Below are 25,832 nucleotides of genomic sequence, written 5' to 3' on the forward strand. Positions count from 1 at the left end.
GCGCCCGGCGTCTCCGACTCAGCCGCGCGCGGGCAGTGTGATGCCGTAGGACCTCATCTTCCGGTAGATGGTCGTCCGGGAGATGCCGAGCCGCTGCGCCGCCAACAACTTGTTGCCGTCGGCCGCCAGCAGGGCCTGGACCAGGGTGTCGCGTTCGGACGCCTCCCAGGCGCTGAGTGAGCGGCCGCCCGCGCTGTGCAGGGACGGCGGCAGGTCGCTCAGTTCGACGCGGTAGGTGCGGCGGCCCGCGGCGGCCTCGCGCAGGGCGGCGTCCAGTTGGCGGATGTTGCCGGGCCAGTCGTGCCGGCGCAGCAGCGGCAGCACCTCCGGCGCGCACTCGACGTCCGCGCCGACGCGCCGCAGCAGACAGCCGACCAGGGCGGGAAGGTCCGCGAGACGGTGCCGCAGGGCGGGAACGCCCGCCGCTTCGACGAAACAGCGCCTCAGGGGCTCCGGCACACCGTGCGCGTGGCGGAGCGTGCCCACGACCCAGGTGCCCTGTGCCGCCGCGGCGTCCAAGGCCTGGGCGACGGCGGGTCCTTGCTCCGTGGGCACGGCGTCGACGTGGCGAAGGACCAGCGCGCGGCCCGCCCCCGTGGATGCCTCGCGCAGCGCGGCAGGCAAGTCGCCCCCGGCATCGGCCCCGATGGTCGCGGCATCGATCATGACGGGAGCCGAGGCCGCCCCGGTCAGCGCGTAAGCGGCACCGGCCAGCGCGGACTTGCCCGTTCCGGCCTCGCCGTGGAGGAGCAGCGGCGTCCGATCGCGGGCGCAGCGGGACGCCGTGCGGGAGACGGTGTTCCACGCCGGGTCCGTTCCCGCGAGTCCAGGCAGCGGCCACGGCCGGCTCGCGTCCTGCTCCGTCCGCGTACGGGATCCGGAACGCGGCCGGTGCCCGCCGGAGGGGAGGTCCGCGAAGGCCAGCTCCAGCAGGTAGCCGGCCGCGCCCGCTGAGCTGTCGACCTGGCGGCAGCGCATCAACACGCTCTCCCCACCGGTCAGTTGCACCTGTGTTCGGGTGCGCGGCGCGTGCCCCAGTTCGGCGGCGGCCTCGTGCAGCAGCCGGTGGTCGTCGCCCGTGAGGCGCGCGGAGGCGGCCGAGTTGGCGAGCACGAGATCCTGGCCGAGACAGAGCACCGGCCGGTCACCGTAGTGGCTCACCTGCTGGAACGCTTCGAGCAGAGCACGCTGGTGCGAGCTGCTGAACTCGTACATCACGCGCTCGATGTCACCGGCCGCCTCCTGCACGAGGGCCGCCATGAGAGTGCGCGCCGGACCGTTCCAGCACGTCAGGTTCATGGCCCCTTCGACGCGTCCGGTGACCGAGTTGCGGATGGGGGCGGCCGCGCAGGAGACGTTCTGCAGGCGTTCGTTGAAGTGCTCGGTGCCGAGGACCACGTTGGGCCGGCGCTCCTCCAGGGCGACCCCGATGCCGTTCGTGCCGACGAACTGTTCGGCGTAATTGAAGCCGGGGGCCAGGTGAACCCGGTCAAGGTGCGTCGAGAGCCGCTTCTCCCCGACGCGGCGGTCGCGGACCCAGCCCTTGCGGTCCGTCACGATCACCGAGGCGTCCTCACCCGCGAGCGCCTGTTCCAGCCGGTCGAGGACGGGCGCGGCGGCGCGGACCAGGCGGCTCTCCCGGTCGTAGTCCGGCTGATAGGGGACGACCACCTCATCCGTTCCGACCCCCAGGTACTTGGAGCGCTGCCAGGAGTTGCGGATGCCCTCGGGCACGATCTGCGCCGGCGGTTCCGCGTGCGTGAGGAACTGGAGGCGCGCTCGCGCGATGGTCCGGTCCCGCTCCGTGCTGTCACTGAGCATGGGGTCTCCGATGGGCGTGTTTCCGCCATATTACGAACGTGTTCGTACCCGACACCAGGCCGTTCGCCAAGACTCCTTGTGCGTTTTCCGTGCGCTGATACGGGAGTGGGGCCCGGTGTGTTCCACATTGAAAAACTCGACGGAGCCCGCGGCCTCCACGCTGATGACCGGCGCCGCACAACGGGTGCGGCCGCTCGCCGTCGAGCACAGGAGCCCCCAATGACTTCTCTGACTTCCGCCGAGAACGCACCCCGTACCGCGATCGTCACCGGCGCCGCCCGCGGCATCGGGCGCGCCATCGCCGAGCGGCTGGCCGCCGACGGACTCGATGTCGCCGTCGCCGACCTCCCCGGCATGAGCGCGGAGCTCGGCGAAGTGGCGGCCGGCATCGAGAAGACCGGCCGCCGGTCCCTCGCCGTGCACGCCGACGTGTCGGACAAGGAGCAGACCGACGCGCTGGTCGCGGAGGTCGCGGAACGCTTCGGCAAGGTCGACGTCTACGTCGCCAACGCCGGTATCGCCAGGGTCACTCCGCTCCTCGACACCGGGGTCGACGAGTTCGAGCAGGTCATGGCGGTGAACCTGCGCGGCGTCTTCCTCTCCTACCAGGCCGCCGCACGGCAGATGATCGCCCAGGGCGGCGGCGGAAAGATCATCGGCGCTGCGTCGATCGTCGCGTACCGCCCGTTCGCGCTGCTCGGCACCTACTCGGCGTCGAAGTGGGGCGTACGCGGTCTGACCCAGGCAGCGGCCATGGAATGGGCGCGGCACGGCATCACCGTCAACGCGTACTGCCCGGGCATCGTCGGCACCGACATGTGGGACCTGATCGACGAGCGCCTCGCGCAGGAGGAGGGCCTGCAGAAGGGCAACGCCATCAAGAAGTACGCCGAGGCGATCGCGCTCGGCCGTGTCGAGGAGCCCACGGACGTCGCGTCGTTCGTCTCGTACCTCGCCTCGCGTGACTCGGACTACATGACCGGCCAGTCCGTCATGATCGACGGCGGCATCCAGTTCTCCTGACGCGCACCGAGGAATCCAGGAACCGAGGAACCGAGGACCGGAGGAGACAGATGTATTCCAAGGACGGCGAGAACTACTTCATCGTCGACGCGCACATCGCGCTCTGGGACGCGCGCCCCGAGAACCAACTCAACATCCACGGAAAGCAGTTCATCGACTGCTTCTACGACTACCACCGCAACCTGAGCCCGGAATCGGAGCTGTGGCCGTACGAGGAGTACCTCTACTACGGCGGCGAGCGCCTGATGAAGGACCTCTTCGTCGACGGGTACGTCGACCACGCCATCTTCCAGCCCGCACGCCTGGGTGCGTTCTACCGCAGCGGCTTCGGGCAGACGGAGGAAGCCTTCGCGCTCGCCCGACGGCACCCCGACAAGCTGACGTACAACCACTCCTGGGACCCCCGGTACGAGCAGAAGGGGCTCGATCAACTGCGGCGTGACGCCGAGCGGTTCCAGCTCAAGGGCGTGAAGCTGTACACCGCCGAGTGGAAGGGCGACAGCCGCGGCTACAAGCTCGACGACCCGTGGACGTACCGCTATCTCGAGGTGTGCCAGGAACTCGGGATCAACAACGTGCACGTCCACAAGGGGCCGACGATCCGTCCGCTCGACAGGGACGCCTTCGACGTCGCGGACGTCGACAAGGTGGCCACGCGGTTCCCCGAGATGAACTTCGTCGTCGAGCACTGCGGGCTGCCCCGCCTCGAGGACTTCTGCTGGATCGCCACGCAGGAACCCAACGTGCACGCGGGCCTCGCCGTCGCGATCCCCTTCATCCACAGCAGGCCGCGGTACTTCGCGCAGATCATCGGCGAACTCCTCTACTGGCTGGACGAGGACCGCATCCAGTTCTCCAGCGACTACGCGCTCTGGACGCCCCGTTGGCTGATCGAGCGGTTCGTCGACTTCCAGATCCCCGAGGACATGACGCCCGAGTACGCGCCGATCACCCTCGCGCAGAAGAAGAAGATCCTCGGCCTCAACGCGGCGGCCATGTACGACATCGAGGTCCCCGCCGGCCTCGGCGTGGACGCACCGGCGGTGGCCTGACATGGACGCCGACGCACGGGAACGCTCCGCCCGCTCCGCACTGGACGCCGTCCTCGACCCGGAACTGGACGAGCCGATCACCGACCTGGGCTTCGTACAATCCGTGACCCTGACCCCCGACGGGGCGCTGACCGTCCGCCTCAGGCTCCCCACCTCGTTCTGCTCGCCCAACTTCGCCTACTTGATGGCCTCGGACTCCAAGGACGCGCTCACGGCGCTGCCCTGGACGCGCGACGTCGTGGTGCTGCTCGACGACCACCACGACTCCGACCTCATCAACCAAGGCCTCGCCGCCGACGCGGGCTACCGCGGCACGTTCGGCGCCGAGGCGGAGAAGGACCTCGAAGCGCTGCGGCTGACGTTCCGCCGCAAAGCCCATACCGCGGCGATGGAGCGGGCGTTGACGCTCCTGCTGCGGCAGAACCCCGACCTCGCCGAGGAGGACCTCCACGACGTGGTCCTCGGCGACCTCCCCGACGCGGCGACATCCGGTGCGCTGCTGCGGCGACGGGAGGCGCTCGGCCTCGGCGTGGCGCCGTCCGACCCGGTGCTGGTGGACGAGGAAGGGCGGCGTGTCCCGCCGGGCGAGATCCCGCTGCGGCTGCGCTTCGCCCGCGCGGTCCGGGTGTCGATCGACGGCAACGCGCACTTCTGCCGGGGGCTGCTGCGGACCCGCTACGCGCACTCCGGCACGTCGAAGTCGCAGTCGCAGTCGCAGTCGAAATCGAAGGAGAACGTCTCGTGAAGGCAGTCCAGGTCGTGGGCTACGGCAAGAACCTCGAGATGGCCGAGGTCCCGGCCCCCGAGGTCACCGGCCCGTTCGACGTGATCGTCAGGATCGGCGGCGCCGGCGTGTGCCGCACCGACATCCACATCCTCGAGGGGCAGTGGGCGCAGAAGTCCGGCGTGACGCTGCCCTACACGATCGGCCACGAGAACGCCGGCTGGGTCCACGCCGTCGGCAGCGCCGTCACCAACGTCGCCGAGGGCGACAAGGTCATCGTGCACCCGCTGATCACCTGCGGGCTGTGCCGGGCCTGCCGGGCGGGCGACGACGTCCACTGCGAGAACAACCAATTCCCGGGTATCGACACGGCAGGGGGCTACGCCGAGTACCTGAAGACCTCCGCGCGCAGCGTGGTGCGGATCGACGATTCCCTTGAACCGGCCGACGTCGCGGCGCTCGCCGACGCCGGCCTGACCGCGTACCACGCCGCGGCCAAGGCGGCCCGCAAGCTGCGGCCGGGGGACCGCTGCGTCGTGATCGGCGCGGGCGGCCTCGGCCACATCGGCGTACAGGTCCTGAGGGCCCTCACCGCCGCCGAGCTCCTCGTCGTCGACCGCAACCCCGACGCGGTGGCCCTGGCCACGTCCATCGGGGCCGACCATGGCGTCATCGCCGACGGCGGCCACGTCGACCGGGTCCGCGAACTGACCCGCGGACAGGGGGCGGAGGCGGTCATCGACTTCGTCGGCGAGGGCGGCTCCACCAAGGACGGCGTCGGCATGCTGCGCCAGGCGGGCGACTATCACGTGGTCGGCTACGGCGAGAACATCGACGTCCCGACCATCGACATCATCTCCGCCGAGATCAACTTCATCGGCAACCTGGTCGGCTCCTATAACGACCTGTGCGAACTGATGGTCCTGGCCGCGCAGGGCCGCGTCCGCCTGCACACCGCGAAGTACCCTCTCGACCGCTTCCAGGACGCGCTCGACGACCTGGAGGGCGGACGCATTCGGGGAAGGGCGATCTTGACGCCCTGACCGCGCCGGACGGGCGCCGGACGCGCGCCCCGGCTTGTCGCGGAGAATCCGGCGGGCCTGCGTGGCCCCCGGCATGATGGGGGCCATGACTCACACCGCCCGTCGCATGTTCGAGCTCCTGGAGCCGATCTGCCTGGTCACGTTCTTCGCGGACGAGTGCAACGAGGAGCTGGCCGCGCTCGGCCACCGCACCTACTGGGACGGCTACTTCGCCAGCCGTGCCGCGCCGCTGGGGCGGGTGCCGGCGCAGGTCGTGGACGCGGCCTTCTACTCCTTCGCCGACGGGGAGGCCGCGCGCCACATCCCCAGCGCGTGGGAGACGATCCCGCCCGAGGCGTCCGTCGCCGCGCGGGAGCGGGGGAGCGCGGCCTCACTTCGGCGGATCCTCGGTGCCGAGGCGGCCGGCTCCCCGGGCCTGGTGCGCGCCGCCGACCTGACCACCAAGGCGGCGACGAGCGCGCCCACGACAGGCCGGGTGATGTACGCCGGGATGCGCGGCCTGCCGGTGCCGAGCGATCCGGTCGCCCGGCTGTGGCACTCCGCGACGATGCTGCGCGAGCACCGGGCCGACGGTCACATCGCCGCTCTCCTCGGCGCGGGCATCGGCGGCACGGAGGCGCACGTGCTGTCCGCGCTCGACATGGGCATCCACCCGCCGGAGTCGTTCGGGCGCATCCATCATCTGCCGAAGGAACGGCTGGCCGCGGTCATGGACGGCCTGCGCGAGCGCGGACTCGTCGACGCCGAGGGACGGTTCACCGACGCGGGGCGAGACACCAAGCAGCGCATCGAGGCCCTCACCGACGAACTCGCCGCGCCGCCGTACGACGCTCTCCCGCCCGCGGAACTCGACGAGTTGATCGCCGTGCTCGAACCCGTCACCGCGACGCTGGTGGCCGCGGGATCGCGGTGACAGGCCCCGACCTGGTGGCTACGACACGGCGTCGACCGGCACCCGCTCCCGGGCCGGACGTTCGAGCGGGGTCAGGAAGTCGAGCGCGTCGAGCGGCTGGTCGGTGAAGTAGTCGGCGATGAGCCGGGAGAACTCCTTGCCCCGTTCCAGGTTGGGCAGGTGGTCGGACTCCCGGATCAGGGAGAACTGTCCCCGCTCGATCGTTGCCGCGACCTCACGTACGCGGTCGGGGGTGGAGAACTCGTCGAACTCGCCCGTGAAGCACAGGGCCGGCACGTCGGGAATCCCGCCAGGGGGAAGACCTGGCGTGGCCAGGACCCGCTCCAGGATGGCCACGTGCCGGGGCACATCGGCCGCGGTGATGGCACCCATCGTGCACGCCAACAGCCGGGCCGTCACCGCACGCTTGCGCACGGGACGGTCCGGGTGGGCCATGAGCGCCTCGACGGTCACCCGCCCGTAGGCGCTCGAAATGTCTCCGGCGGCAAGGCTGTCGATCATCGCCTTGAGCGCGGTCCGGCATTCCGCCGGATATTCCACGGAGGCCCCGGCCAGCATCAGCCGCTCGACACGCTCGGGACGCCGTTGCACCAGCCGATACGCGATGGGGACGCCGTAGGAGGCCGCGAACAGGTTGACGGGGCCCAATCGCAGTTGCGCCAGCAGATCCCCCAGCACCTCGGCGAGGAAATCGAATCCGTAGTGCGCCGGCAGGTCGTCGGCAATGCCCGACCCGGGCAGGTCGACGGTGATGACCGTCGCCAGTTCCGTCCAGGGTTTCTCCAGGCGCCGGAACGCGTACATGTCCTGGAATGAGCCGCCCAGCAAAACGATGGGCTCGGTCACGGGCGCGGGGTTCTCGACGACACGGCACCCATAGTCGAACCCTTTGAAATGCATCCGACGCACGAATTCCTCAGGCATGAGCAGGCGACTCCTTGAAGCAGGGCAACGGTCACCAGGCCCAACGAACATCGGCTGACGGGGTAATGGAGTCAGGGAGTAACGGAGTAAGGGGGGAGTGGGGGAGCCGGACGGTGATGCCAGGATGCGGGCATGAACGCATCAGATGTCCCGCCCGGCACACGACTGCTCGTCGTCGACGACGAGCCGGCCATCCTGGACGTCCTCGCCACCTCACTGCGGTTCCTCGGCTACGAGGTGTCGGAGGCGGCGACCGGCAGGGCCGCCCTCGCGGCCGTCCGGGAGCACGCACCGCACCTCGTGCTGCTCGACGTGATGCTCCCGGACATCGACGGGTTCGAGGTGGTGCGCCGGTTGCGACAGGCCGGAGCGCCGACCCCGGTGATCTTCCTGACCGCCCGTGAGAGCGGGCAGGACATCGTCGGCGGTCTCGACCTGGGCGCCGACGACTACATCACCAAGCCCTTCCGGCTGGCCGAGGTCGCCGCCCGGGTACGTGCCGTGCTGCGCCGAGGCGAGAGCCGCCCCGACGCCCGGCTCCTCGTCTGCGGGGACGTGGAGATGAACACCGAGACCTACGAGGTGCGCCGCGGCGGCGTGCGCGTGGAACTTTCACCCACCGAATACCGGCTGCTCCACCACCTGCTGCTGAACAGGAACCGTGTCCTCACCCATGAGCAACTGCTGGAACACGTATGGGAATTCGGCGAGGGAGACCACGGCGTGCTGAAGACTTACATCTCCTACCTGCGCCGCAAACTCGACGCACTGGGACCGGGCATGATCGAGACCCGGCGCGGTATCGGCTACATCCTCCGCCAGCAGGGAACTTCGTGAAACGCATCGGCCCCCGGCGCCGTACCCTGCGCCCCCGTTCGCTGCGCGGCCGCCTCCTGCTCGCGCTGCTCACCCTCGCCGCCGTCGCCCTGCTCACCCTGGACGCCGTCGTGTACGGGGCGTTGAACAACGACCTCGTCCATCGCACCGACGTCACCCTGCGCGCGGTGCGCCAGCGCGCGGCGCAGCAACTCCAGCAAGCCGGGCCGGCGGGAAAACTCGGCAACGACGTCCGGCTGCTCGGCGCCTCGGAGTTCTCCCTCCAACTGCGCCGGCCGGACGGCAGCGTGCGGGATCTGGCACCTCGGCTGCGCGCACCGGACGATGCCGCGCCACACCTGCCCCGGTCGCCGGCCGGGGCCCTCGGCGCCGACCCGGTCACGGTGGGTCCCTCGGAGCCGGGCGGCCCCGACTACCGGTTGCTGGCGCAGCGGATTCCGGGCCGCGGCACGCTGTTCGCGGCCGTGCCCATGGACCAGGTACAGGGAACGCTGCGGCAGGTGCTGATCGTCGAGGCCGCGGCGACCGGCGGCGTGCTCGCCCTCCTCGCGGGCTCGGGGCTGTGGGTCCTGCGCCGCGGCCTGCGCCCGCTGGAGTCGATGGCCCGCGACGCGGACACTATCGCGTCGGGGGATCGGGCCGGCCGGGTCGCACCGGCCGACGACGACACGGAGGTCGGCCGTCTCGGCCTGGCACTGAATACGATGCTGGCCGCGGAACGCGAGACGCAGGACCGTTTGCGCCGGTTCGTCGCGGACGCCTCCCACGAACTGCGTACGCCCGTCACCGCCGTGCTCGGCTACGCGGATCTGCACCACCAGGGCGCTGTCACCCTCCCCGCGCAGCGGGAGCGGGTGATGCACGGCATCACCACCGAAGCGCTGCGCATGCAGCGGCTCGTCGACGACCTCCTGCTGCTCGCCCGGCTCGACAGCGCTCCGGCCCGCGGCCACGGCGCCGTGGACCTGGTCGTGATCGTGCGCGACGCGGTGTCCGCCGCGAGCGTCGTCGCCCCGCAGGGCCCTCTCACCGTGCGGGCCGAGGAGAGTGCGACGGTGTACGGGGACGGCGAGCAACTGCGGCGTGTGATCGACAACCTGCTGGCGAACGTACGCAAGCACACGCCGCCCGGAACCGCCGCGCAGGTGACCGTGACAACCGAAGGCGCGCCCGCCCCGCAGGTGGTCGTCACGGTCGCCGACGAGGGCCCGGGGATACCCGAGGAGGCCCTGCCGCGCGTCTTCGACCGCTTCTACCGCGGCGACCCCGCACACAGCGGCGACGGCACCGGCCTGGGCCTCGCCATCGTGGCGGCGGTCGCCCAGGCGCACGGCGGCGGCGTGCACATCGCCAATACGCCCGGGGGAACCTGCGCGACGGTCCGGCTGCCGACGCTGTCGTGAGGTCGGACCGGGGTCGGGGCCGGGGCCGCGGTCAGTCGGTTCGGGCGGCGGTGGTGCACTCCTTCGCACCCTTGCAGTCCGCCAACGCCTTTGTCTTCGCCGCGAGTTGCTTCTTCGTACCCGAGGACAGTCGCGCGTAGATGTTGTGCAGCATGTCCGGGTCCTTGCCGCGGTCGTAGTACTCGCGCGCGCCGTCCTTGTACTCGACATACGTGTACCGGTCGGTGCGCAGCGCCTCGTAACTGGGCGGATTGCCGCTGCCCCTGCGGGGCTTGTCGGGGTCCTGGGCGGAGGTGTTGGGCCCGTGATGCTCCACCAGCGCGGACCGTGGCCAGTCCTTCGGGGTCTCCCCCTTCAACAAGGGCACCAGGCTGCGGCCGTCGGCCGCCGGGTCGGGCGTTCCGCCGCCCAACTCGGTGAAAGTGGGGCAGATGTCGATGTTCGAGGCGACCGCCTTGCTGGTGGAGCCCCGCTCGACGCCCGGCCCTGTGACCACCAGAGGCACGTTGACGTCCGTGTCGAAGGCCGTTTGCTTTCCCGGCATCAAACGGTACTGGCCCATGTGGAAGCCGTTGTCGGAGGCGAAGGCGAACACCGTGTTGTCGTAGACACCTTCCTTCTTCAGCTTCTCCTGAAGGTCACCGATCATCCGGTCGACGGCCTGCACGGCGCGTACGCGCTTGCGATACGTACGGGTGATCTTCTTGATCTGCTGGGGAGTGAAGGACTTCTTGTCCTTGAGCCACTGCGGGGCGTTCGTGGGTGTCGTGTCGAAGGCCGGTGGCCTTGGCAGCTTCAGGTCCTGGAACGTGCCCTTGTCTTGAGGCGCGGGGGTGGCGGGGCCGTGCGGAGCGAAGGTGGAGATGTCGAGCACGAAAGGCTTCTTGGCCTTCACCGAGTTCTCGATGAAATCCTGGCCCTTCTCGTTGACGACGTCGGTCAGGTAGTCCTTCGGGTCGTGCCCGTAGTCGACCGTCCGGCCATTCTGGTTGAGCGTGTAGTCGTACTCCTTGTAGCCGTTCCCGGCAACGTTCCACTCGTCCCAGCCCGGAGGCACATAGTTCTTCTTGCTGTTCACCGTCATGTCCGGCTCGTAGCCGTTCAGGTATTTCCCCATCATCGCCGTGCGATAGCCCTGTTGCTTGAGCGCGGTGGCGAAGGTCTTGTCCTCATTGCCCTTCTCGTGGAAGGTGTCGAAACCGCCGTCGGGCGGCATATTGGTGAACACCCCTGTGTTGTGCGGGAACTTGCCGGTGAAAATGGACGAGCGGGAAGGACAGCACAGCGAGTCCGTCACCGTGTAGTTGGAGAAGGAGATGCCGTTCCGCTGCATGGCTTTGACGTGCGGCATGTAGTTCACCAGGTCCGACGAGAGGTCGTCGGTCAGCACCCACACGATGTTGGGACGCCGCGACGAAGCGGCGCTCGACGTGCCCCCGCTCTCCTCCGGCGCGTTCGCGCCGCCGCTGTCGTTGCTGCACGCGAACAGGCCGGCCGCGAGGACGACAACGGCCAGCCACGTCGCGACTTTCCTGCGCACACTTGCGATGCTCAACGGTTCTCCTCCTGGGCGGCGTGACGGACGACTGGGAACGTCCGACTGTGCCGCACCAGGGTGGGAGAACCGTGTGAACGGGGCGAGCGGGGCGTGGGAAACGGGCCGGCACGCCATGCCTTATGCGCTGCCCTCCCGGCCGGCCGCGGCGAGCACGCGGGCCGCCTCCCGCACGGCCGCGGTGTTGGCCTTGCCCTGACGGGAGCCGGCCAGCTTGGCCTTGATGTGGTCGCGTACGGTGATCGGTTCGTAGGCGAGGCCGCCGTCGGCGTCGAGGTGGTCGGGGAGCGTGGCGATGACCGCGTCGATGTTGCCGTCGTGGAAGTACGCCACCGAGCGGCGCCGCTTGATGGTGCCATCGACGATCGGCGGCTTGACCCGGTGCAGGGTGGACATCCAACGGTCGTTGGTGAGGCGGGCGGTGAGGTCTCCGAGGTTGACCAGGAGGCCGCCCTCGACGGGGGACACGTCGTGCCAGGCGCCGTGCGCGTCGAGCACCTGAAGGCCGGCGACGCGGTCTGCCCACAACACGGTGACCAGGCCGAAGTCGGTGTGCTCGCCCATACCGGTCAGGTCACCGTCGAGGGTCACGGTCCCTTCCGGCAACGCGTAGTTGTTCATGCGCAGGACGTCGACGGAGTGGTCGGTCAGCGCCTCGATATAGCCGGGTTCCAGACCGAGGGCGTCGCCGAAGGCCCGGGTCAGAACGCGGGCGACCCGGCCCGCGTGCGCGAAGTAGGCCTGCACGCGCGGCTCGAAGTCGGCCAGTTCGGCGGGCCAGATGTTGCGGCCGTAGTCGTCCTCGGAGAGGTCCAGGCCGGGGAACGAGCGTGCTTCGGTGCCGATGTTGAACGCCTCGAAGAAGTCGTTCATGCGTGACGCCGCCTCCACGCCGAGGCTGAGGCTGAGCGACTCGCTCTTGGGCGGGCTGTAACCGCGGTTGGCGCCGGTGACCCGGTAGGCGTTCTTGCGCTCGGGCGCCAGCGCGAAGAAGTCGTCCACGGCACCGGCCAGGCCGTCGACCACCGCGTCCGGGATGCCGTGCCCGAGGATCTGCACGAAGCCCACGCGGGTGCAGGCGTCGTCGAGGGCCCGGGCGACGCGCGCCAGGTCCTCGGCCGTCCCGCCCTCCACGTAGGGGCTGATGTCGACGACGGGAACCTCGAACGGCGCGACGGCGGGTTGTGGCACGGGTGTCTCCCTTGATCGGAGGGGCGGCTCGTTCCTCGGCCCGGTGAGGAGCGACAGAGGAAGGCAGGTCACGGCAGGAGAACCCTTCCCGCGGGGTGAGCGTCCATGTACCGGGCATCGGTTCGAGCAGGTCGCGCGGAAGGTGCCTGACCTGGAAAAGTCCAGGTCAGGCACCTTCTTGGGTGCCTCTAGAAGAACCCGAGCTTCTGCGCCGAGTAGCTCACCAGGAGGTTCTTCGTCTGCTGGTAGTGATCCAGCATCATCTTGTGGTTCTCGCGGCCGATGCCCGACTGCTTGTAGCCGCCGAACGCCGCGTGCGCCGGGTACGCGTGATAGCAGTTGGTCCAGACGCGGCCCGCCTGGATCGAACGCCCCGCCCGGTACGCCGTGTTGATGTCGCGGGTCCACACCCCGGCCCCGAGGCCGTACAGCGTGTCGTTGGCGATCTTGATGGCGTCGTCGTAGTCGGCGAAGGACGCGACCGAGACGACCGGGCCGAAGATCTCCTCCTGGAAGACGCGCATGCGGTTCTGGCCCTCGAAGATGGTGGGCTGCACGTAGTAGCCGCCCGCCAACTCGCCGTCGTACTCGATGCGCTGGCCGCCCGTGAGGACCTTCGCGCCCTCCTGCTGGCCGATGTCCAGGTACGAGAGGATCTTCTGGAGCTGGTCGTTGGAGGCCTGTGCGCCGATCATCGTGTCGGTGTCCAGGGGGTGGCCCGGCTTGATGGCCTCGGTGCGGGCGATCGCCGCCTCGAGGAACTCGCTGTAGTGGCCCTGTTGGATGAGCGCGCGGGACGGGCAGGTGCAGACCTCGCCCTGGTTCAGGGCGAACATCGTGAAGCCCTCGAGGGCCTTGTCGCGGAAGTCGTCGTCCTTCGCCCAGACGTCGTCGAAGAAGATGTTCGGGGACTTGCCGCCGAGTTCGAGGGTGACCGGCTTGATGTTCTCCGAGGCGTACTGCATGATCAGGCGGCCCGTCGTGGTCTCGCCCGTGAACGCGACCTTCGCCACTCGGGACGAGGACGCGAGCGGCTTGCCCGCCTCCACGCCGAAGCCGTTGACGATGTTGACCACGCCCGGCGGGATCAGGTCCTTGATCAGGTCCATCCAGACGTGGATGGACGCCGGGGTCTGCTCGGCCGGCTTGATGACCGCCGCGTTGCCCGCGGCCAGCGCCGGGGCGAGCTTCCAAGTCGCCATCAGGATGGGGAAGTTCCACGGGATGATCTGCGCGACCACGCCGAGCGGTTCGTGGAAGTGGTACGCGACCGTGTCGTCGTCGATCTCCGAGAGGGAGCCCTCCTGCGCGCGGACCGCGCCCGCGAAGTAGCGGAAGTGGTCGATGGCGAGGGGGATGTCGGCGGCCAGGGTCTCGCGGACCGGCTTGCCGTTCTCCCAGCTCTCCGCGACCGCGAGGAGTTCGAGGTTCTGCTCCATGCGGTCGGCGATCTTGAGGAGGACGTCCGCGCGGGCACCGGGCGCCGTCCGGCCCCAGGCGGGCGCCGCGGCGTGCGCGGCGTCGAGGGCGCGTTCGACGTCCTCGGCCGTGCCGCGGGCGATCTCGGTGAACGGCTGTCCGTTGATCGGGCTCGGGTTCTCGAAGTACTGGCCGCGGGCGGGCGGCGCGTACTCGCCGCCGATGAAGTGGTCGTAGCGGGCCTGGTAGGAGACGACGGAGCCCTGGGTGCCGGGTGCTGCGTAGCGGGTCATGTTGGCTTGCCTCCTGTGCGGCTGCCCGCCTTTGGGCAGCGTTCGCAGGGAGGCTAGAAGTCCGGACGTTGCAGGGACGTTGCGTACGGGGCCGGGGAGCGCAGTTCGTCGTCGAGCGCGGCGAGGCGGGCCAGGACCGGCGGCGTCGGGCGGGCCGCCGCGAGCGCGCGCCACACGTCCAGGTCGTCCTCGCCCCACGGGGCGTGCACCCAGTCGGCGAGCAGGTCGGGGTCGCCGCGGGCGATGAGCGCGGCCCGGAGTTCGCCGGCGAGGCGCTGCCGGATGCGGGCCACGGCGGGCGCCTGCGACGCGGGCAGGAGCGGTCCGCTGTACGCGGACGCCGCGGCGGTGACCGCTCCCGAGGCGAGACGGCGCTCGACGGTGGTGAGGTCGGAGTCGACCGGCGCCGACAGGCGATAGGGGCGCGAGCGCAGCACGTCGGGGCCCAGCACCCGGCGCAGCCGGGCCAGTTCGGCGCGCAGGGTCACCGGCGTGACCGTCTCGTCCTCGTAGAGGAAGCAGAGGAGTTCGTCGCCGGTGAGGCCCTCGGGGTGGCGGGCGAGCAGGACGAGGAGCTCGCTGTGGCGGCGGCTGAGGCGGAGTTTGTGTCCTTCCGGGGTGAGGAGGAGGGCCTCGTCGCGGCCGAGCGCGGTCAGGCGCAGGGCCGGCTCGGTCGCCCGCGAAGGTGCCAGAAGGGCGAGTTGGGACTCCGCCGCGCGTGCCACCGCCTGGACGAACGCCAGGCTGTGCGGGTGCGCCAGGCGGTCGCCGCCCGTGATGTCGATGGCACCGAGCAGGCGCCCGGTGTGCGGGTCGTGGACGGGGGCCGCCGCACAGGTCCACGGCTGCACCTTGCGGATGAAGTGCTCGGCCGCGAAGACCTGTACGGGCCGGTCGACGGCGACGGCCGTGCCCGGCGCGTTCGTCCCCATCGCCGATTCCGACCAGCGGGCGCCCGGCACGAAGTTCATCCGGTCCGCCGCCTGCCGTGTACGCGTGTGCCCCTCCACCCACAGCAGCCGGCCGTTCGCGTCGCACACCGCCAGCAGGTGCTCGCCGTCCGCGGCGAACGTGCCCATCAGCTCGCGGAACAGCGGCATCACGCGGGCCAGCGGGTGCTCCGCCCGGTAGCTGTCGAGGTCGCCCTCCGGCATCTCCACGGATGCCGACGCGTCCGGGCTGACGTGTGCGCCCGCCGAGCGGCGCCAGGACGCGGCGACGACGGGGCGCACGGGTCGGGCCACCGTGCCCGCCGCGGTGAACCGGTCGTGCGCGCGGCGCAGCGCCCGGACCCGCTCGGACGGGTCGGTGCCCGGCTCCAGGGCGACCCACTGTTCGGTCAACGCGGCCTCCAGGCGGGATCCTTCGCGACGGTGCGGTGGCGCGACCATCGTCGCCCCGGGGGCGCGGGCCGACAAGGAGCCGAACATGGATCGGGCGATTCGGCACATGCCACGCACGCGTGTGGAGACGGCCGGGCCCGCCGGGATCAGGAAGCGGCGACCAGCCGCATGTACCGGTCCCAGTCCCAGTACGGGCCCGGGTCCGTGTGGTCCGTGCCGGGCACCTCGACGTGGCCGATGATTCGATCGCGGGTCTTCGGGATTCCGTAGCGCGTGCAGATCGACGCGGTCAGCGCCGCCGACTCCCGGTACATCGCCGCCGTGAAGTACTCCGGTTTGTCGACCCACCCTTCGTGCTCGATGCCGACGCTGCGGGTGTTGTAGTCCCAGTTCCCCGCGTGCCAGGCGACGTCCTTCTCCCGCACCATCTGGGCGATGTGCCCGTCGGAGGAGCGCACGACGTAGTGCGCGGAGACCTTTTTGGCCGGGTTCTTGAAGATGTCGAGGGTCGTCGCGTACGACTCCTGCGTCACGTGGACGACCACGAATTCGACCGGGTACGACAACGGCCGCTGGGACGTCGTGTAGTTGGACTTGCTCGCCGGAACGGACTGGGCCTTCGGGTAGTCCACCGCCGTCAGCGACAGGGCGTCGGCCCGGCCCGTGGCCAGCAGTGCGGTGGGTGCCGCGGCGAGCGCGCCGAGTTGGAGCAGTCGGCGGCGGCTCGGGAATGATCCATGTGCTCGGTCCATGTCGATCCTGCCTCTCGGGTCACCGGTGGGGCGGAACTCTGTGGGGCGGGGTGGTGCTGTGGGGGTGCCGCGGGGGTGTGGTGCGGGCGTGCGGGACGAGGACGGGTGGCGGGGGCTCAGTGCTCGGGACGCGGCAGCGGCGCCTCGCCCGAGGAGATACGTGTGACGGGCACCAGCCATATGCCCGCGACGGAACACGCGTAGACCTGGCGCGGCTTCGGTCGTGGCCCGATGTTTTCCGTGACGTCCCCCGACACAGGAATTCCCCCTCCCCGTGCGTACGCCGCCACCCATCGGACGGACGGGAGTGCGGCGCCTCGCGTGAATTACGGTACGGGGCCCGCCGGTTGGGGCGGAAGGGGGCGCGGAAGATCTGTGGACAACCCCCGCATTGTGAACAACCGCACGTCAGAGGTCTCGGACGGCCGAACCAAATGACGCCAGGGGGAGTGGTGCCCGGGCAGAGCCTCACCGTGGGACCCGCCCCGACCTCAGCCGGCGACCGCCCCCATCGGATCGTCCAGCACCGCCCGCACCACCGAGTGCGCCGCCCCCAGCAGTGGCCCGTCCGAGCCGAGCCCGGAGGCGATGACGCCGTCCTCCGGGGACGCCGTGCGGCGGGTCAACTCCCGCTCCAGGGAGGGTAGGAGCCAGGGTGAGAGGCGGGACAGTGCGCCGCCGAGGACCACCGCCCGCGGGTCCACGAGGTTGACCGCGCCGGTCAGCGCGATGCCGAGCGCGGTGCCGGCCGAGCGCAGCGCCCGGCGCGTCGGGGCGTCACCGTCGGCGGCCCGCTCGGCGAGCAGTGACACCCGGTCGGGGCCAGGCTCGATGCCCGCGGCGCGCAGTACCGCCTCCTCACCCGCGTACTGCTCCAGGCATCCGCGCCCGCCGCACGGGCACGCGGGGCCCTCCGGGCGTACCGGCACGTGACCCAGTTCCCCGGCGAACCCCCGTGTCCCGCGCAGGAGTTGGCCGTCCACGACGAGCGCCGCGCCGATGCCGATCTCCGCCGACACGTGGAGGAAGTCGGCGGGGGAGTCGTCGGCGAGCCACAGTTCGGCGAGGGCGCCGAAGTTCGCCTCGTTCTCGACGGTGACCGGCACGTCGTCCGGGAGCAGGGAGGCGACATCAGTGTCGTGCCAGTCGAGATTGGGAGCGCGTACGACGGTCGTGGTGCCGCGCGCGACGAGGCCCGGCACGGCGATAGCGAGCCCGGCGGGCCGCAACCCGGCCACCTGCGCCTCACCGGTCACCTCCCGCACCAGTTCCGCGAGTTCGTCCAGTACGGGCTTCGACGCACGCCCCCGGTTGCTCACGCGGCGCCGTGCCCGCGCCCGCACCTCGCCCCGCAGGTCCACCGCGCACACCGCGAGATGATCGACGCCCACCTCGGCGCCGAGACCTGCCAGGCCCTGTCCGCGCACAGCGAGCGCCGAGCCCGGCCGACCGACACCGCCCGGCCGCTGCGGCCCCAGCTCCTCCAGGAGGCCCGCCCGGATCAACTCGTCGACAAGCGAGGACACGGCCGCCCGGGTCAAGCCGATGTGCTGCGCCACCGCGGCCCGCGACAGCGGCCCCTCGGCGGCGACCGCGTACATGGCGCGGGACAGATTGCGGCGGCGCATGGCCTGCTGCGTGTCGGACGTGCCCGGTCGCGGCCGGTGCAGGGGTGCGGTCATGTACTCATGCTCCCAGGGGCGGTGCGATGGTTTCTTCCGGAACCCCGACCCTCACCCGTCCCCGAGAAGCGCCCCCGCCCCCGCAAGCACCCCCGAGATCCGCTCCATCGTCGCCTCGTCCCGGCGCTCCACTGGGTCGAGGAGTGGGCCGCGTGCCGTGTTCCAGCGGCGGGCCACCGCCCCCGGGTCCTCGCCGGTCAGGACGCCCGCCGCCTGCGCCGCCGCCCCCAGTGCCACCAGTTCGCCGGCCTCGGGCACCTGCACCGCCCGCCCCGAAAGCCGCCGCACCGTCTCCTGCCAGGCCGTGCCGCGTGCCCCGCCGCCGATGAGCAGCAGGGGCGCCGCGGGGTCGGCGTCCGCGTCGAGTACCTGGTCGAGAGCCGCGAGCAGGGCATGCACCGCACCGTCGTACGCCGCCTGGAGCAGCTGCCCGCCGGTCGTGTCGTGCCGCAGGCCCGTCAACAGGCCGGAGGCGTCCGGCAGGTTGGGCGTCCGCTCGCCGTCCAGGTACGGGAGGATCGTCGCCGTGCCGCCCGCCTCGACCGCCTCCCGGTCCAGGCCGAGCAGCGCCGCGATCCGGTCCACCGCGAGCGTGCAGTTCAGCGTGCAGGCCAGCGGCAGCCAGTCGCCGCGCGCGTCCGCGAAACCGGCGACGGTGCCCGAGGGGTCGGCCGGCCGGTTCCGCGACACCGCGTACACCGTGCCCGACGTGCCGAGGCTCAGCACCGGAGTTCCCGGCAGCAGGCCGAGGCCGAGCGCGGCGGCCGCGTTGTCCCCGGTACCCGCCGCCACCAATGTCCCGTCAGCGAAGGGCAGTTCACCATCCGATGCGCGCACGGTGCCGGCCGCCTCGCGAGGTCCGACCACCCGCGGCAGCAGCGCCGGGTCGAGCCCCACGCGCCCGAGCACGTCCTCGTCGTACGCCTCGGTCGACGATGCCCACCACCCCGTACCGGACGCGTCGCCCCGGTCAGTCGTGCCGTCGCCGGTCAGTCGACCGGTCAGGTAGTCGTGCGGCAGCCGCACCGCGGCCGTGGCGCGCGCCGCCTCCGGCTCGTGCTCGGCCAGCCACGCCCACTTCGACACCGTGAAGGAGGCGCCCGGCACGCTGCCGAACCGCTCCGCCCACGCCTTCGCGCCGCCCAGCTCGTCCACGAGACGGGCGGCCTGCGGAGCGGAGCGCACGTCGTTCCACAGCAGCGCGGGCCGCACCGGACGCCCCCGCGTGTCCAGCGTCACCAGTCCGTGCTGCTGCCCGCCGACCGACACCGCCGAGGCGCGCCGGGCCGCGTCGCCGCACTGGGCCAGTGCCTCGCGCAGCGCCCGGTACCACTCCTCGGGGTCGCTCTCGCGGCCCGCGCCCGAGGACACCGTGTGCGGCGCCTGCCCGCTCGCCACGGTCGCGCCCGTGGCGACATCGACGACCAGGACCTTCGTGGACTGCGTGGAACTGTCGACTCCTACGACGAGGGGTCCATCGGCAGTGGACATGCGGCTCTCCTGAAATCTCGGGAAATCTGTGTCTGTGGGGCGGTCGGCTCTTCCCAGCGGCGTTCCCGCATACTAATTTGTAAAGCGCCATGACGAAATAGGCGAGGGAGCCGCAAGATGACGTACCAGCCCACCCCTGACGACAAGTTCACCTTCGGCCTGTGGACCGTCGGCTGGCAGGGACGCGACCCGTTCGGCGACGCCACCCGTCCGGCGCTCGACCCGGTCGAGTCCGTGCAGCGCCTGTCCGAGCTCGGCGCCCACGGTGTGACCTTCCACGACGACGACCTGATCCCCTTCGGCGCCTCCGAGACCGAGCGCGAGTCGCACATCAAGCGCTTCCGGCAGGCCCTCGACGCCACCGGCATGGTCGTCCCGATGGCGACCACGAACCTGTTCACGCACCCGGTCTTCAAGGACGGCGGCTTCACCGCCAACGACCGCGACGTGCGCCGCTACGCCCTGCGCAAGGTCATCCGCAACATCGACCTGGCCGCCGAGCTCGGCGCGCAGACGTACGTCGCGTGGGGCGGCCGCGAGGGCGCCGAGTCCGGCGGCGCCAAGGACGTCCGCGACGCCCTCGACCGCATGAAGGAGGGCTTCGACCTCCTCAGCGAGTACGTCGTCGAGCAGGGCTACGACCTCAAGTTCGCCATCGAGCCCAAGCCCAACGAGCCGCGCGGCGACATCCTGCTGCCGACCGTCGGCCACGCCCTCGCGTTCATCGAGCGCCTTGAGCGTCCCGAGATGTTCGGCGTCAACCCCGAGGTCGGCCACGAGCAGATGGCAGGCCTCAACTTCCCGCACGGCATCGCCCAGGCGCTGTGGGCGGGCAAGCTGTTCCACATCGACCTCAACGGCCAGTCCGGCATCAAGTACGACCAGGACCTGCGCTTCGGCGCCGGCGACCTGCGCGCCGCGTTCTGGCTCGTCGACCTGCTGGAGCAGGCGGGCTACGAGGGGCCGCGGCACTTCGACTTCAAGCCGCCGCGGACCGAGGACTTCGACGGCGTCTGGGCCTCGGCCGCGGGCTGCATGCGCAACTACCTGATCCTCAAGGACCGGGCCGCCGCCTTCCGCGACGACCCGGAGGTGCAGGCCGCCCTGGCCGCCTCTCGCCTGGACGAGCTGGCCAAGCCGACCGCCGCCGACGGCCTGGCGGCGCTGCTCGCCGACAAGAGCGCGTTCGAGGAGTTCGACGTGAACGCCGCCGCCGAGCGCGGCATGGCCTTCGAGCACCTCGACCAGCTGGCGATGGACCACCTGCTGGGCGTGCGTAGCTGACACCGTCCCCGTAGGGGAGGCAGGACCGGCCGGGCGTGCGCGTCCGGCCGGTCAACTTGCCCGAGACGCTCGCGCGTTGGGGTAAGGAGGGCAATCCTGGAGGAGTGTCCGTTCCTCCGATGCCGCCGCAGCCGCCCCCGCCGCAGGGCGGTGGCTTCGGCGCGCCGCCGCCGGACGGGCCGCGACGCCGGGAGCGGCGGCTCGGGTTCCTGCTGATCGCCGTGGTCCTCGCCGTCGTGGTGATCACGTGCGTCGGGGCCCTCGTGGTGACGCGCAGCCTCGACTCCAAGGAAGAGAAGAAGTCCCCCGACAAGAGCAGCGAACAGGCCACGCCCTCAGCGTCGTTGAGCATCCCGAGCAAGCTGCCGTCCTCGCTGCCCAGCAACCTGCCGAGCGAGCTCCCCAGCAAGCTGCCGAGCGAACTGCCCTCGAAGCTGCCCAGCGGACTTCCGAGCGAACTGCCCAGCGGGCTGGGCGGCTGAACTCACGGGTCGGACGGCCGCGACCTGCGCGCTACAGGGCGCCCTTCGGCAGCTTCACGTGCGTCACCTTCGTCTTGACCCCGCTGTCCACGAGTCGGCCGTCCGCGTCGAACGCCCCGTCGCCGTCCGTCATCCCGAAGTCGTTGTCGTTGATCAGGGCGAGCGTGTCGCGTCCCGCGAGCGCGATGCCCTCGATCTTGTCGGGGACGCCGTCGACCTTGTGAAGGTCCACCACGAGACGCTTGCCGAGGACCGGGACACCCTTCGCCACCGGGTCGTCCAGCTGCTCCAGGGACGGGGACGTGGTGTCGTCGTCCCAGCGCCCGCCCAGGATGTCCGCGCCGCGCGTGAGCCGCACCTCCTGAAGACGGGCCGCCTTGTCGGTGCGCTCCTCGACGAGCAGCTGGTCGCCGCCGACCGCGACGATGGAGGAGATCTTCAGCTCGGACGGGTCGTCCTCGCCGGGATCCACCACGTCCACCGGGTCGAAGCGGTACGCGTACTCCGCCGTGACCGCCTGGCTCTTCGGCGAGAACCGCAGCAGGCGCGTCGTCCGCGAGGCCTCGCCGGCGTCCTTGTCCGGCAGCGACAGCGGGCTCTGCACCGCGAGCACCAGGTCCCCGCCCGGCAGTTGGGCGAGCCCCTCGAAACCGCGGTTGACCTTGCGGTGCAGCAGCACGGACGGCAGCGACTCGACGACCGGGTAGTCGGCCCCCTGGAGATTCAGCCCCTTGGGCACGTGCCGGGCGAGGACCCGGCCGTCCGCGGAGACGTGCACGAGCGAGGGGCCGTACTCGTCGACGAGCCAGAAGCTGCCGTCCGCCGCGCGCACGATGCCCTCGGTGTCGAGACCGTTCGGGTTGTACGAGAGCGGGCTCTTGGCGTCGTACGAGTACGGCTTCTCGTCGCGTGCCTCCTGGTTCGACAGGCCGGTGACGGGCTTGCCGGACTTCGTGGTGAGCGGGATCGCGTCGAGGACCTTCACCTGGTCCCCGGTGACGCGGATCCTCACGATCGCCGGGTCGAAGCCGGGCACGGGGAACGTGCGGCGCTTCGTGCCGTCGACCTTGATCTGACCGTTCGGGCCGCGGTCGGTCACCGTCCAGAACTCGCCCTTGCGACCGGCCGGGTAGAGGTCCGAGCCGATGCCGCCGAGGTTCACGCCCCGGTCGTTGTCGACCGTGCCCGGCAGCAGGGCGTTGCTGAACCCGCCCAGCGGGATGTCGCCGAGCGTCGCACTCCCGGTGACCTCGGCCGCCCCGCGCCCGGAGGCTTCCCCGTGCCCGGCGGGCGCGCCCGCCGCCGTCGGCGCCACACCGAGTGCCACGAGCGCGGCGAGCGGCACACCCGCGGCGACGGAACGACCGAGGGCGCGGCGCTTGCCGGGGACGAGCGGGGACATGGGGCCTCCTGAGGCGCGGATACGGTGTACAGCGCACACGCTCGGCCCCCGCCCCGAACACGGAGTGACGCCAGGGTGAACAGGTCGGCTCAGGAAGGCGACTTGATCTCCACCGGGAACGTCAGCCAGTTCGACAGCCAGGCGTACACCGGGCCGAGCGCGTTCATGGCGACCACGCACACCCAGGCCGACCACGGGTTGCCCGCCTCGAAGCCGAACCCGCCGAAGAACGTCGCGAAGTAGCTGGCGAAACCGAAGAACATGCCGGGGATGAGCGCGAAGAACCGCACCCGGCCCGTGTACATGAGCGCGCTGTTCAGGACGAGGATGCACAGCGCCCCGAACGTGTTCCGGGCCAACTGGCTCTCCCCGAACGCCGTACCCGCGTGTGTCTCCAGGAGCACTATGAGCAGCGCGTACGTGGAACCCACCGGCATCGCACACCACATGCGGCGCGCTCCTGCGAGGCTCGGTCCGCCCATCAGGAACATGCCCGCCCACGAGATGAAGATCGCCCAAGGTGGCAGATGCAGCGCGGTCCCGCCCACGAAGGCGGTCGTCGCGGCGAGCACCGACGCGACGATCTCGTGCGGTATCCGCTCCCGGAGTACGGGCGCCGCCTGGTCCGCCGGGGTCGTCCCGGTCGTCGTGTCGGCCATGTCACGCCACCCCGCCCGCGACGAGGGAACCGTCGAGTTCCGCGGACACCGTCGAACGGGCCACCACCCGCCCCGACTTGACCACCGCTGTACGCGCCGGCCGGTCCAGGAGCAGCGTGGCATGGTCGCGGGTGTCCAGGACGACGAGGTCGGCGACGGCGCCCTCGCGCACCCCGTAGTCCGCCTCCGGTACGCCGATCACGCGCGCGGCGTCGTACGTCACCATGCGCAGCACGCGCCGCAGGTCGGCGGGGCCCGACAGCTGCGCGATGCGGGCGAGCAGCAGCGCGGTCTCCAGGACGTCGCCCGTTCCGTACGGGGTGAAGGCGTTGCGGATGTTGTTGGTGGCGCAGGCGGTGAGGACGTCCGCCTCCCAGAGTTCGCGTACGGGGGCCAGGCCCCGGCGCGGCGACGTGTCGTCGCCCCGGCCGCCGAGGAAGAGGTCGGTGGCGGGCAGCGGCACGACGGCGACCCCGGCGGCCGCGAGCGCGGCGAGGGCCGCGCGCCGCTCGGCCGGCGGGCGCCCGGCGAGCGAGGTGGCGTGGCCGAGGGCCACCCGCCCCTGAAGGCCGCGCTCGGCGGTGCGGGCGGCGATGAACTCGGCGAGGGCGAAGCGGGAGTCGCCCGCGTCGTCGCCGAAGTCCGCGTGCAGATCGGCCGGTACGCCGTACTCGGCGGCGAGATCGAGGACCATCTCCACGTGCCGGTGGCAGTCCGAGAGGGACGCCTCGTTGTACGTACAGCCCCCGACGACATCGGCGCCCGAGTCGAGCGCCTCACGGAGCAGCTTCTCCGTGCCTGGAGCCTTGAAGATGCCCTCCTGGGGGAACGCGACGACCTGGAGGGTGACCAGGGCCGCCCACTTCTCGCGCAGTTCCAGCAGGACGTTGAGCCCGGTCAGGCCCGCCACCGGGTCGACGTCGGGGTGGGCGCGGATCGCCGTGGTGCCGTTCAGGACGCACATGCGCAGCACCTGCTCGGCACGCGCGCGTACCTCGTCGTAGGTGAATCCCGCCTTGAGCTGTGCGGTGATCCTGATGGCGTCCGCGAGGGAGCCGGTGCCCTCCGGGGTCAACCCGTCGAGCAGGGCCTTGTCCGGGTGCAGATGTGCCTCGATCAGACCGGGCACGACGACGCGGCCCGCGCAGTCGATGACCTCGGCGCCGACGTCGTCCGGTGCGGTGAGACCGGGGCCGATGGCCTCGATCCGTCCGTCACGGACGCGGATGTCGGCTGGGTCGGGCGAGTCCTCCACACGCGCGTGGCGCAGCAGCAGAGCGGTCACGATGGTTCTCCTTCGGTCGAGGGACGCGTGACGGGCAAGTGCGGGTGCGGGTGCGGTGCGTGCGGGCGCGACCTGGGGTGGGTTCGTGGTGGTTACGTCTCGGCGGGGAAGTCCGCCTTGCGGATCAGGCAGTGGACGCCCTTGACCTGGTCGACCACCTGTGAGACCTCGAAGTCGGCCGCCGCGCTCAGGTACGCGTACGCGGTGGCCCGGTCCATGCCGGTGCGCGCCGTGAGGAAGCCGAGCGCGGAGCGCACACACTGGCGCATCGCCTCGTCGAGGTCGGCGTCGAGCCCGAGCGCGATCCAGTGCGTACGGGTCTCGGCGAACGGCTCCGCGAGCAGCCCGGTCACCCGGCGCGCCGACGCGCCGCGCACCACGGACAGTTGGACCGTCGCCCGAAGTGGCGCCTCCAGCGCGGTGAGTGCCACTTCTCCGTTGCCCTGCGCGAAGTGCGGGTCACCGGCGTAGAAGCCCGCGCCGTCGGTACGTATCGGCAGGTACAGGTTCGAACCGCAGGTCAGGTGCTTGATGTCGAGGTTGCCGCCGAACGGGCCCGGCGGCACCGAACTGCGCGTGTCCGCGCCGTCGTCCGTCACGCCCATGATCCCGACGAACGGGCCGAGCGGGAAACGCGCGCTCAGCGTGGGCGTGCAGCGCAGCACGCCGAACTCGGCGCCGTCGCCGTCCCGCTCGACCGTGCAGAACGAGGAGACCGTGCCCTCCGCGGCGCGCCTGGTGTCGGGGCTCGTGAACTCGGCGTCCGGGTCCGGGAGTTCGTCGGGCAGTGAGCCGCGGGTGTGCCGGTTGGAGACGATGCCGTAGTGCGTGCGGCGGTGCAGGCTCAGGGTGCGGACACACAACACGTCGCCGGGGCGCGCGCCGCGCACCGCGACGGGGCCCGTGACGATGTGCGGGCCGAGCGGGCCCTCCGGCTCGCGCCCGAGGCCGGACGCCGCGATCTCCTGTGCGTCGCGCGGCACTTGGTGGGCCGGCACTCCGTACGAGCCGAAGAACTCCACCGGGTCGCGGCCCTGGTCCGGCAGGATCCCCTCGTGGGAGACGAGGTCGAAGGTGACCGTGTCACCGTCGTCGACCTTCAGCACCGGGGCGTCGTCCGCCCGCGGGAGTACGCCCCAGCGGGCGGTGTCGGGCGTGGTGGCGAGGTGGTGCCGGCCGTCGACGGGAAGGGCGTCGGGGGAGGAGGGGGAGGAGGGGTCGGTGGAGGTCGGCGTCATATGGGGTCCTTCGGCC

General features: G+C 71.1%; 22 protein-coding genes. 9 read left to right on the forward strand and 13 right to left on the reverse strand.

Features of this window, described 5'->3' with window-relative positions; all coding sequences use genetic code 11:
• Positions 1–18: 18 nt before the first annotated feature.
• A complete protein-coding gene (locus tag ACP4E5_RS44240) occupies positions 19–1,821 on the reverse strand; it encodes a sigma-54-dependent Fis family transcriptional regulator (protein WP_425840322.1) in 1,803 nt (600 codons plus the stop codon).
• Positions 1,822–2,040: 219 nt separating this feature from the next.
• Here ACP4E5_RS44240 and ACP4E5_RS44245 point away from each other — a divergent pair, with 219 nt between their 5' ends.
• The 5 genes from ACP4E5_RS44245 to ACP4E5_RS44265 all read left to right on the forward strand — a co-directional run bounded on the left by ACP4E5_RS44245 (position 2,041) and on the right by ACP4E5_RS44265 (position 6,576).
• The gene (locus tag ACP4E5_RS44245) at positions 2,041–2,844 is read left to right on the forward strand and encodes an acetoin reductase (protein WP_425840324.1); all 804 of its coding nucleotides are present in this window, start codon (positions 2,041–2,043) and stop codon (positions 2,842–2,844) included.
• A gap of 50 nt (positions 2,845–2,894) precedes the next feature.
• A complete protein-coding gene (locus ACP4E5_RS44250) occupies positions 2,895–3,896 on the forward strand; it encodes an amidohydrolase family protein (protein WP_425840327.1) in 1,002 nt (333 codons plus the stop codon).
• Position 3,897: 1 nt separating this feature from the next.
• Positions 3,898–4,641: an iron-sulfur cluster assembly protein gene (locus tag ACP4E5_RS44255; RefSeq protein ID WP_425840330.1), complete on the forward strand. Its 744-nt coding sequence runs from the start codon at positions 3,898–3,900 to the stop codon at positions 4,639–4,641.
• On the forward strand, positions 4,638–5,663 hold the full coding sequence (locus ACP4E5_RS44260; protein WP_425840332.1) for an NAD(P)-dependent alcohol dehydrogenase: 1,026 nt from the start codon (positions 4,638–4,640) through the stop codon (positions 5,661–5,663). The genes ACP4E5_RS44255 and ACP4E5_RS44260 overlap by 4 nt, the downstream gene beginning before the upstream one ends.
• 85 nt (positions 5,664–5,748) lie before the next feature.
• Positions 5,749–6,576, forward strand: coding sequence for an SCO6745 family protein (locus tag ACP4E5_RS44265; RefSeq protein WP_425840335.1), 828 nt, complete (start codon positions 5,749–5,751; stop codon positions 6,574–6,576).
• Positions 6,577–6,594: 18 nt separating this feature from the next.
• On the opposite strand, the gene ACP4E5_RS44270 is transcribed toward ACP4E5_RS44265, so the two are convergent.
• Positions 6,595–7,500, reverse strand: a complete 906-nt coding sequence (locus ACP4E5_RS44270; RefSeq protein ID WP_425840338.1) for an alpha/beta fold hydrolase — start codon at positions 7,498–7,500, stop codon at positions 6,595–6,597.
• A 132-nt stretch (positions 7,501–7,632) separates the two neighbouring features.
• Between ACP4E5_RS44270 and ACP4E5_RS44275 the strand changes: the two genes are divergently transcribed.
• Positions 7,633–8,337, forward strand: coding sequence for a response regulator transcription factor (locus ACP4E5_RS44275; RefSeq protein WP_425840341.1), 705 nt, complete (start codon positions 7,633–7,635; stop codon positions 8,335–8,337).
• Complete coding sequence (locus ACP4E5_RS44280; protein WP_425840344.1) at positions 8,334–9,740, forward strand: sensor histidine kinase; 1,407 nt, start codon at positions 8,334–8,336, stop codon at positions 9,738–9,740. The genes ACP4E5_RS44275 and ACP4E5_RS44280 overlap by 4 nt, the downstream gene beginning before the upstream one ends.
• 31 nt (positions 9,741–9,771) lie before the next feature.
• Here the strand turns inward: ACP4E5_RS44280 and ACP4E5_RS44285 are convergent, their stop codons facing one another.
• The 7 genes from ACP4E5_RS44285 to xylB form a co-directional block, all read right to left on the reverse strand.
• On the reverse strand, positions 9,772–11,295 hold the full coding sequence (locus tag ACP4E5_RS44285) for a sulfatase family protein (protein ID WP_425840347.1): 1,524 nt from the start codon (positions 11,293–11,295) through the stop codon (positions 9,772–9,774).
• Positions 11,296–11,415: 120 nt separating this feature from the next.
• Positions 11,416–12,486 (reverse strand): isopenicillin N synthase family dioxygenase, encoded by a 1,071-nt coding sequence (locus ACP4E5_RS44290; protein ID WP_425840350.1) that lies wholly within the window; start codon positions 12,484–12,486, stop codon positions 11,416–11,418.
• Positions 12,487–12,674: 188 nt separating this feature from the next.
• On the reverse strand, positions 12,675–14,198 hold the full coding sequence (gene exaC, locus ACP4E5_RS44295; protein ID WP_425840352.1) for an acetaldehyde dehydrogenase ExaC: 1,524 nt from the start codon (positions 14,196–14,198) through the stop codon (positions 12,675–12,677).
• Between the two features lie 53 nt (positions 14,199–14,251).
• Entirely contained in the window at positions 14,252–15,541 is a 1,290-nt protein-coding gene (locus ACP4E5_RS44300) for a GAF domain-containing protein (protein WP_425842141.1), read from the reverse strand.
• 146 nt (positions 15,542–15,687) lie between these two features.
• Positions 15,688–16,293, reverse strand: coding sequence for an N-acetylmuramoyl-L-alanine amidase (locus ACP4E5_RS44305; protein WP_425840355.1), 606 nt, complete (start codon positions 16,291–16,293; stop codon positions 15,688–15,690).
• A 491-nt stretch (positions 16,294–16,784) separates the two neighbouring features.
• Entirely contained in the window at positions 16,785–17,975 is a 1,191-nt protein-coding gene (locus tag ACP4E5_RS44310) for an ROK family protein (RefSeq protein WP_425840358.1), read from the reverse strand.
• A 51-nt stretch (positions 17,976–18,026) separates the two neighbouring features.
• Positions 18,027–19,466 carry a xylulokinase gene (gene xylB, locus ACP4E5_RS44315; protein WP_425840361.1) on the reverse strand — a complete coding sequence of 480 codons (1,440 nt, stop codon included), beginning with the start codon at positions 19,464–19,466 and terminating at the stop codon, positions 18,027–18,029.
• 117 nt (positions 19,467–19,583) lie between these two features.
• Here xylB and xylA point away from each other — a divergent pair, with 117 nt between their 5' ends.
• Together xylA and ACP4E5_RS44325 are read left to right on the forward strand one after the other, a co-directional pair.
• The gene (gene xylA / locus ACP4E5_RS44320; RefSeq protein ID WP_425840364.1) at positions 19,584–20,750 is read left to right on the forward strand and encodes a xylose isomerase; all 1,167 of its coding nucleotides are present in this window, start codon (positions 19,584–19,586) and stop codon (positions 20,748–20,750) included.
• Positions 20,751–20,869: 119 nt separating this feature from the next.
• Positions 20,870–21,232 (forward strand): hypothetical protein, encoded by a 363-nt coding sequence (locus ACP4E5_RS44325; protein ID WP_425840367.1) that lies wholly within the window; start codon positions 20,870–20,872, stop codon positions 21,230–21,232.
• Between the two features lie 31 nt (positions 21,233–21,263).
• Here the strand turns inward: ACP4E5_RS44325 and ACP4E5_RS44330 are convergent, their stop codons facing one another.
• The 4 genes from ACP4E5_RS44330 to ACP4E5_RS44345 form a co-directional block, all read right to left on the reverse strand.
• On the reverse strand, positions 21,264–22,634 hold the full coding sequence (locus ACP4E5_RS44330) for an esterase-like activity of phytase family protein (RefSeq protein ID WP_425840370.1): 1,371 nt from the start codon (positions 22,632–22,634) through the stop codon (positions 21,264–21,266).
• A gap of 89 nt (positions 22,635–22,723) precedes the next feature.
• Positions 22,724–23,293 carry a DUF1097 domain-containing protein gene (locus tag ACP4E5_RS44335; protein WP_425840373.1) on the reverse strand — a complete coding sequence of 190 codons (570 nt, stop codon included), beginning with the start codon at positions 23,291–23,293 and terminating at the stop codon, positions 22,724–22,726.
• A 1-nt stretch (position 23,294) separates the two neighbouring features.
• Entirely contained in the window at positions 23,295–24,578 is a 1,284-nt protein-coding gene (locus tag ACP4E5_RS44340) for an amidohydrolase family protein (RefSeq protein ID WP_425840376.1), read from the reverse strand.
• Between the two features lie 92 nt (positions 24,579–24,670).
• Positions 24,671–25,816 (reverse strand): acetamidase/formamidase family protein, encoded by a 1,146-nt coding sequence (locus ACP4E5_RS44345; protein WP_425840379.1) that lies wholly within the window; start codon positions 25,814–25,816, stop codon positions 24,671–24,673.
• Positions 25,817–25,832: the final 16 nt, after the last annotated feature.

The organism is Streptomyces fractus, from assembly GCF_049844455.1.
GTDB lineage: Bacteria > Actinomycetota > Actinomycetes > Streptomycetales > Streptomycetaceae > Streptomyces > Streptomyces fractus.

Bases quoted from the DNA above. Each gene is read 5' to 3' on its own strand.
- ACP4E5_RS44240 (WP_425840322.1), bottom strand. From the start codon at position 1,821: ATGCTCAGTGACAGCACGGAGCGGGACCGGACCATCGCGCGAGCGCGC.
- ACP4E5_RS44245 (WP_425840324.1), top strand. From the start codon at position 2,041: ATGACTTCTCTGACTTCCGCCGAGAACGCACCCCGTACCGCGATCGTC.
- ACP4E5_RS44250 (WP_425840327.1), top strand. From the start codon at position 2,895: ATGTATTCCAAGGACGGCGAGAACTACTTCATCGTCGACGCGCACATC.
- ACP4E5_RS44255 (WP_425840330.1), top strand. From the start codon at position 3,898: ATGGACGCCGACGCACGGGAACGCTCCGCCCGCTCCGCACTGGACGCC.
- ACP4E5_RS44265 (WP_425840335.1), top strand. From the start codon at position 5,749: ATGACTCACACCGCCCGTCGCATGTTCGAGCTCCTGGAGCCGATCTGC.
- ACP4E5_RS44270 (WP_425840338.1), bottom strand. From the start codon at position 7,500: ATGCCTGAGGAATTCGTGCGTCGGATGCATTTCAAAGGGTTCGACTAT.
- ACP4E5_RS44275 (WP_425840341.1), top strand. From the start codon at position 7,633: ATGAACGCATCAGATGTCCCGCCCGGCACACGACTGCTCGTCGTCGAC.
- exaC (WP_425840352.1), bottom strand. From the start codon at position 14,198: ATGACCCGCTACGCAGCACCCGGCACCCAGGGCTCCGTCGTCTCCTAC.
- ACP4E5_RS44305 (WP_425840355.1), bottom strand. From the start codon at position 16,293: ATGGACCGAGCACATGGATCATTCCCGAGCCGCCGCCGACTGCTCCAA.
- ACP4E5_RS44310 (WP_425840358.1), bottom strand. From the start codon at position 17,975: ATGACCGCACCCCTGCACCGGCCGCGACCGGGCACGTCCGACACGCAG.
- xylB (WP_425840361.1), bottom strand. From the start codon at position 19,466: ATGTCCACTGCCGATGGACCCCTCGTCGTAGGAGTCGACAGTTCCACG.
- xylA (WP_425840364.1), top strand. From the start codon at position 19,584: ATGACGTACCAGCCCACCCCTGACGACAAGTTCACCTTCGGCCTGTGG.
- ACP4E5_RS44325 (WP_425840367.1), top strand. From the start codon at position 20,870: ATGCCGCCGCAGCCGCCCCCGCCGCAGGGCGGTGGCTTCGGCGCGCCG.
- ACP4E5_RS44330 (WP_425840370.1), bottom strand. From the start codon at position 22,634: ATGTCCCCGCTCGTCCCCGGCAAGCGCCGCGCCCTCGGTCGTTCCGTC.
- ACP4E5_RS44335 (WP_425840373.1), bottom strand. From the start codon at position 23,293: ATGGCCGACACGACGACCGGGACGACCCCGGCGGACCAGGCGGCGCCC.
- ACP4E5_RS44345 (WP_425840379.1), bottom strand. From the start codon at position 25,816: ATGACGCCGACCTCCACCGACCCCTCCTCCCCCTCCTCCCCCGACGCC.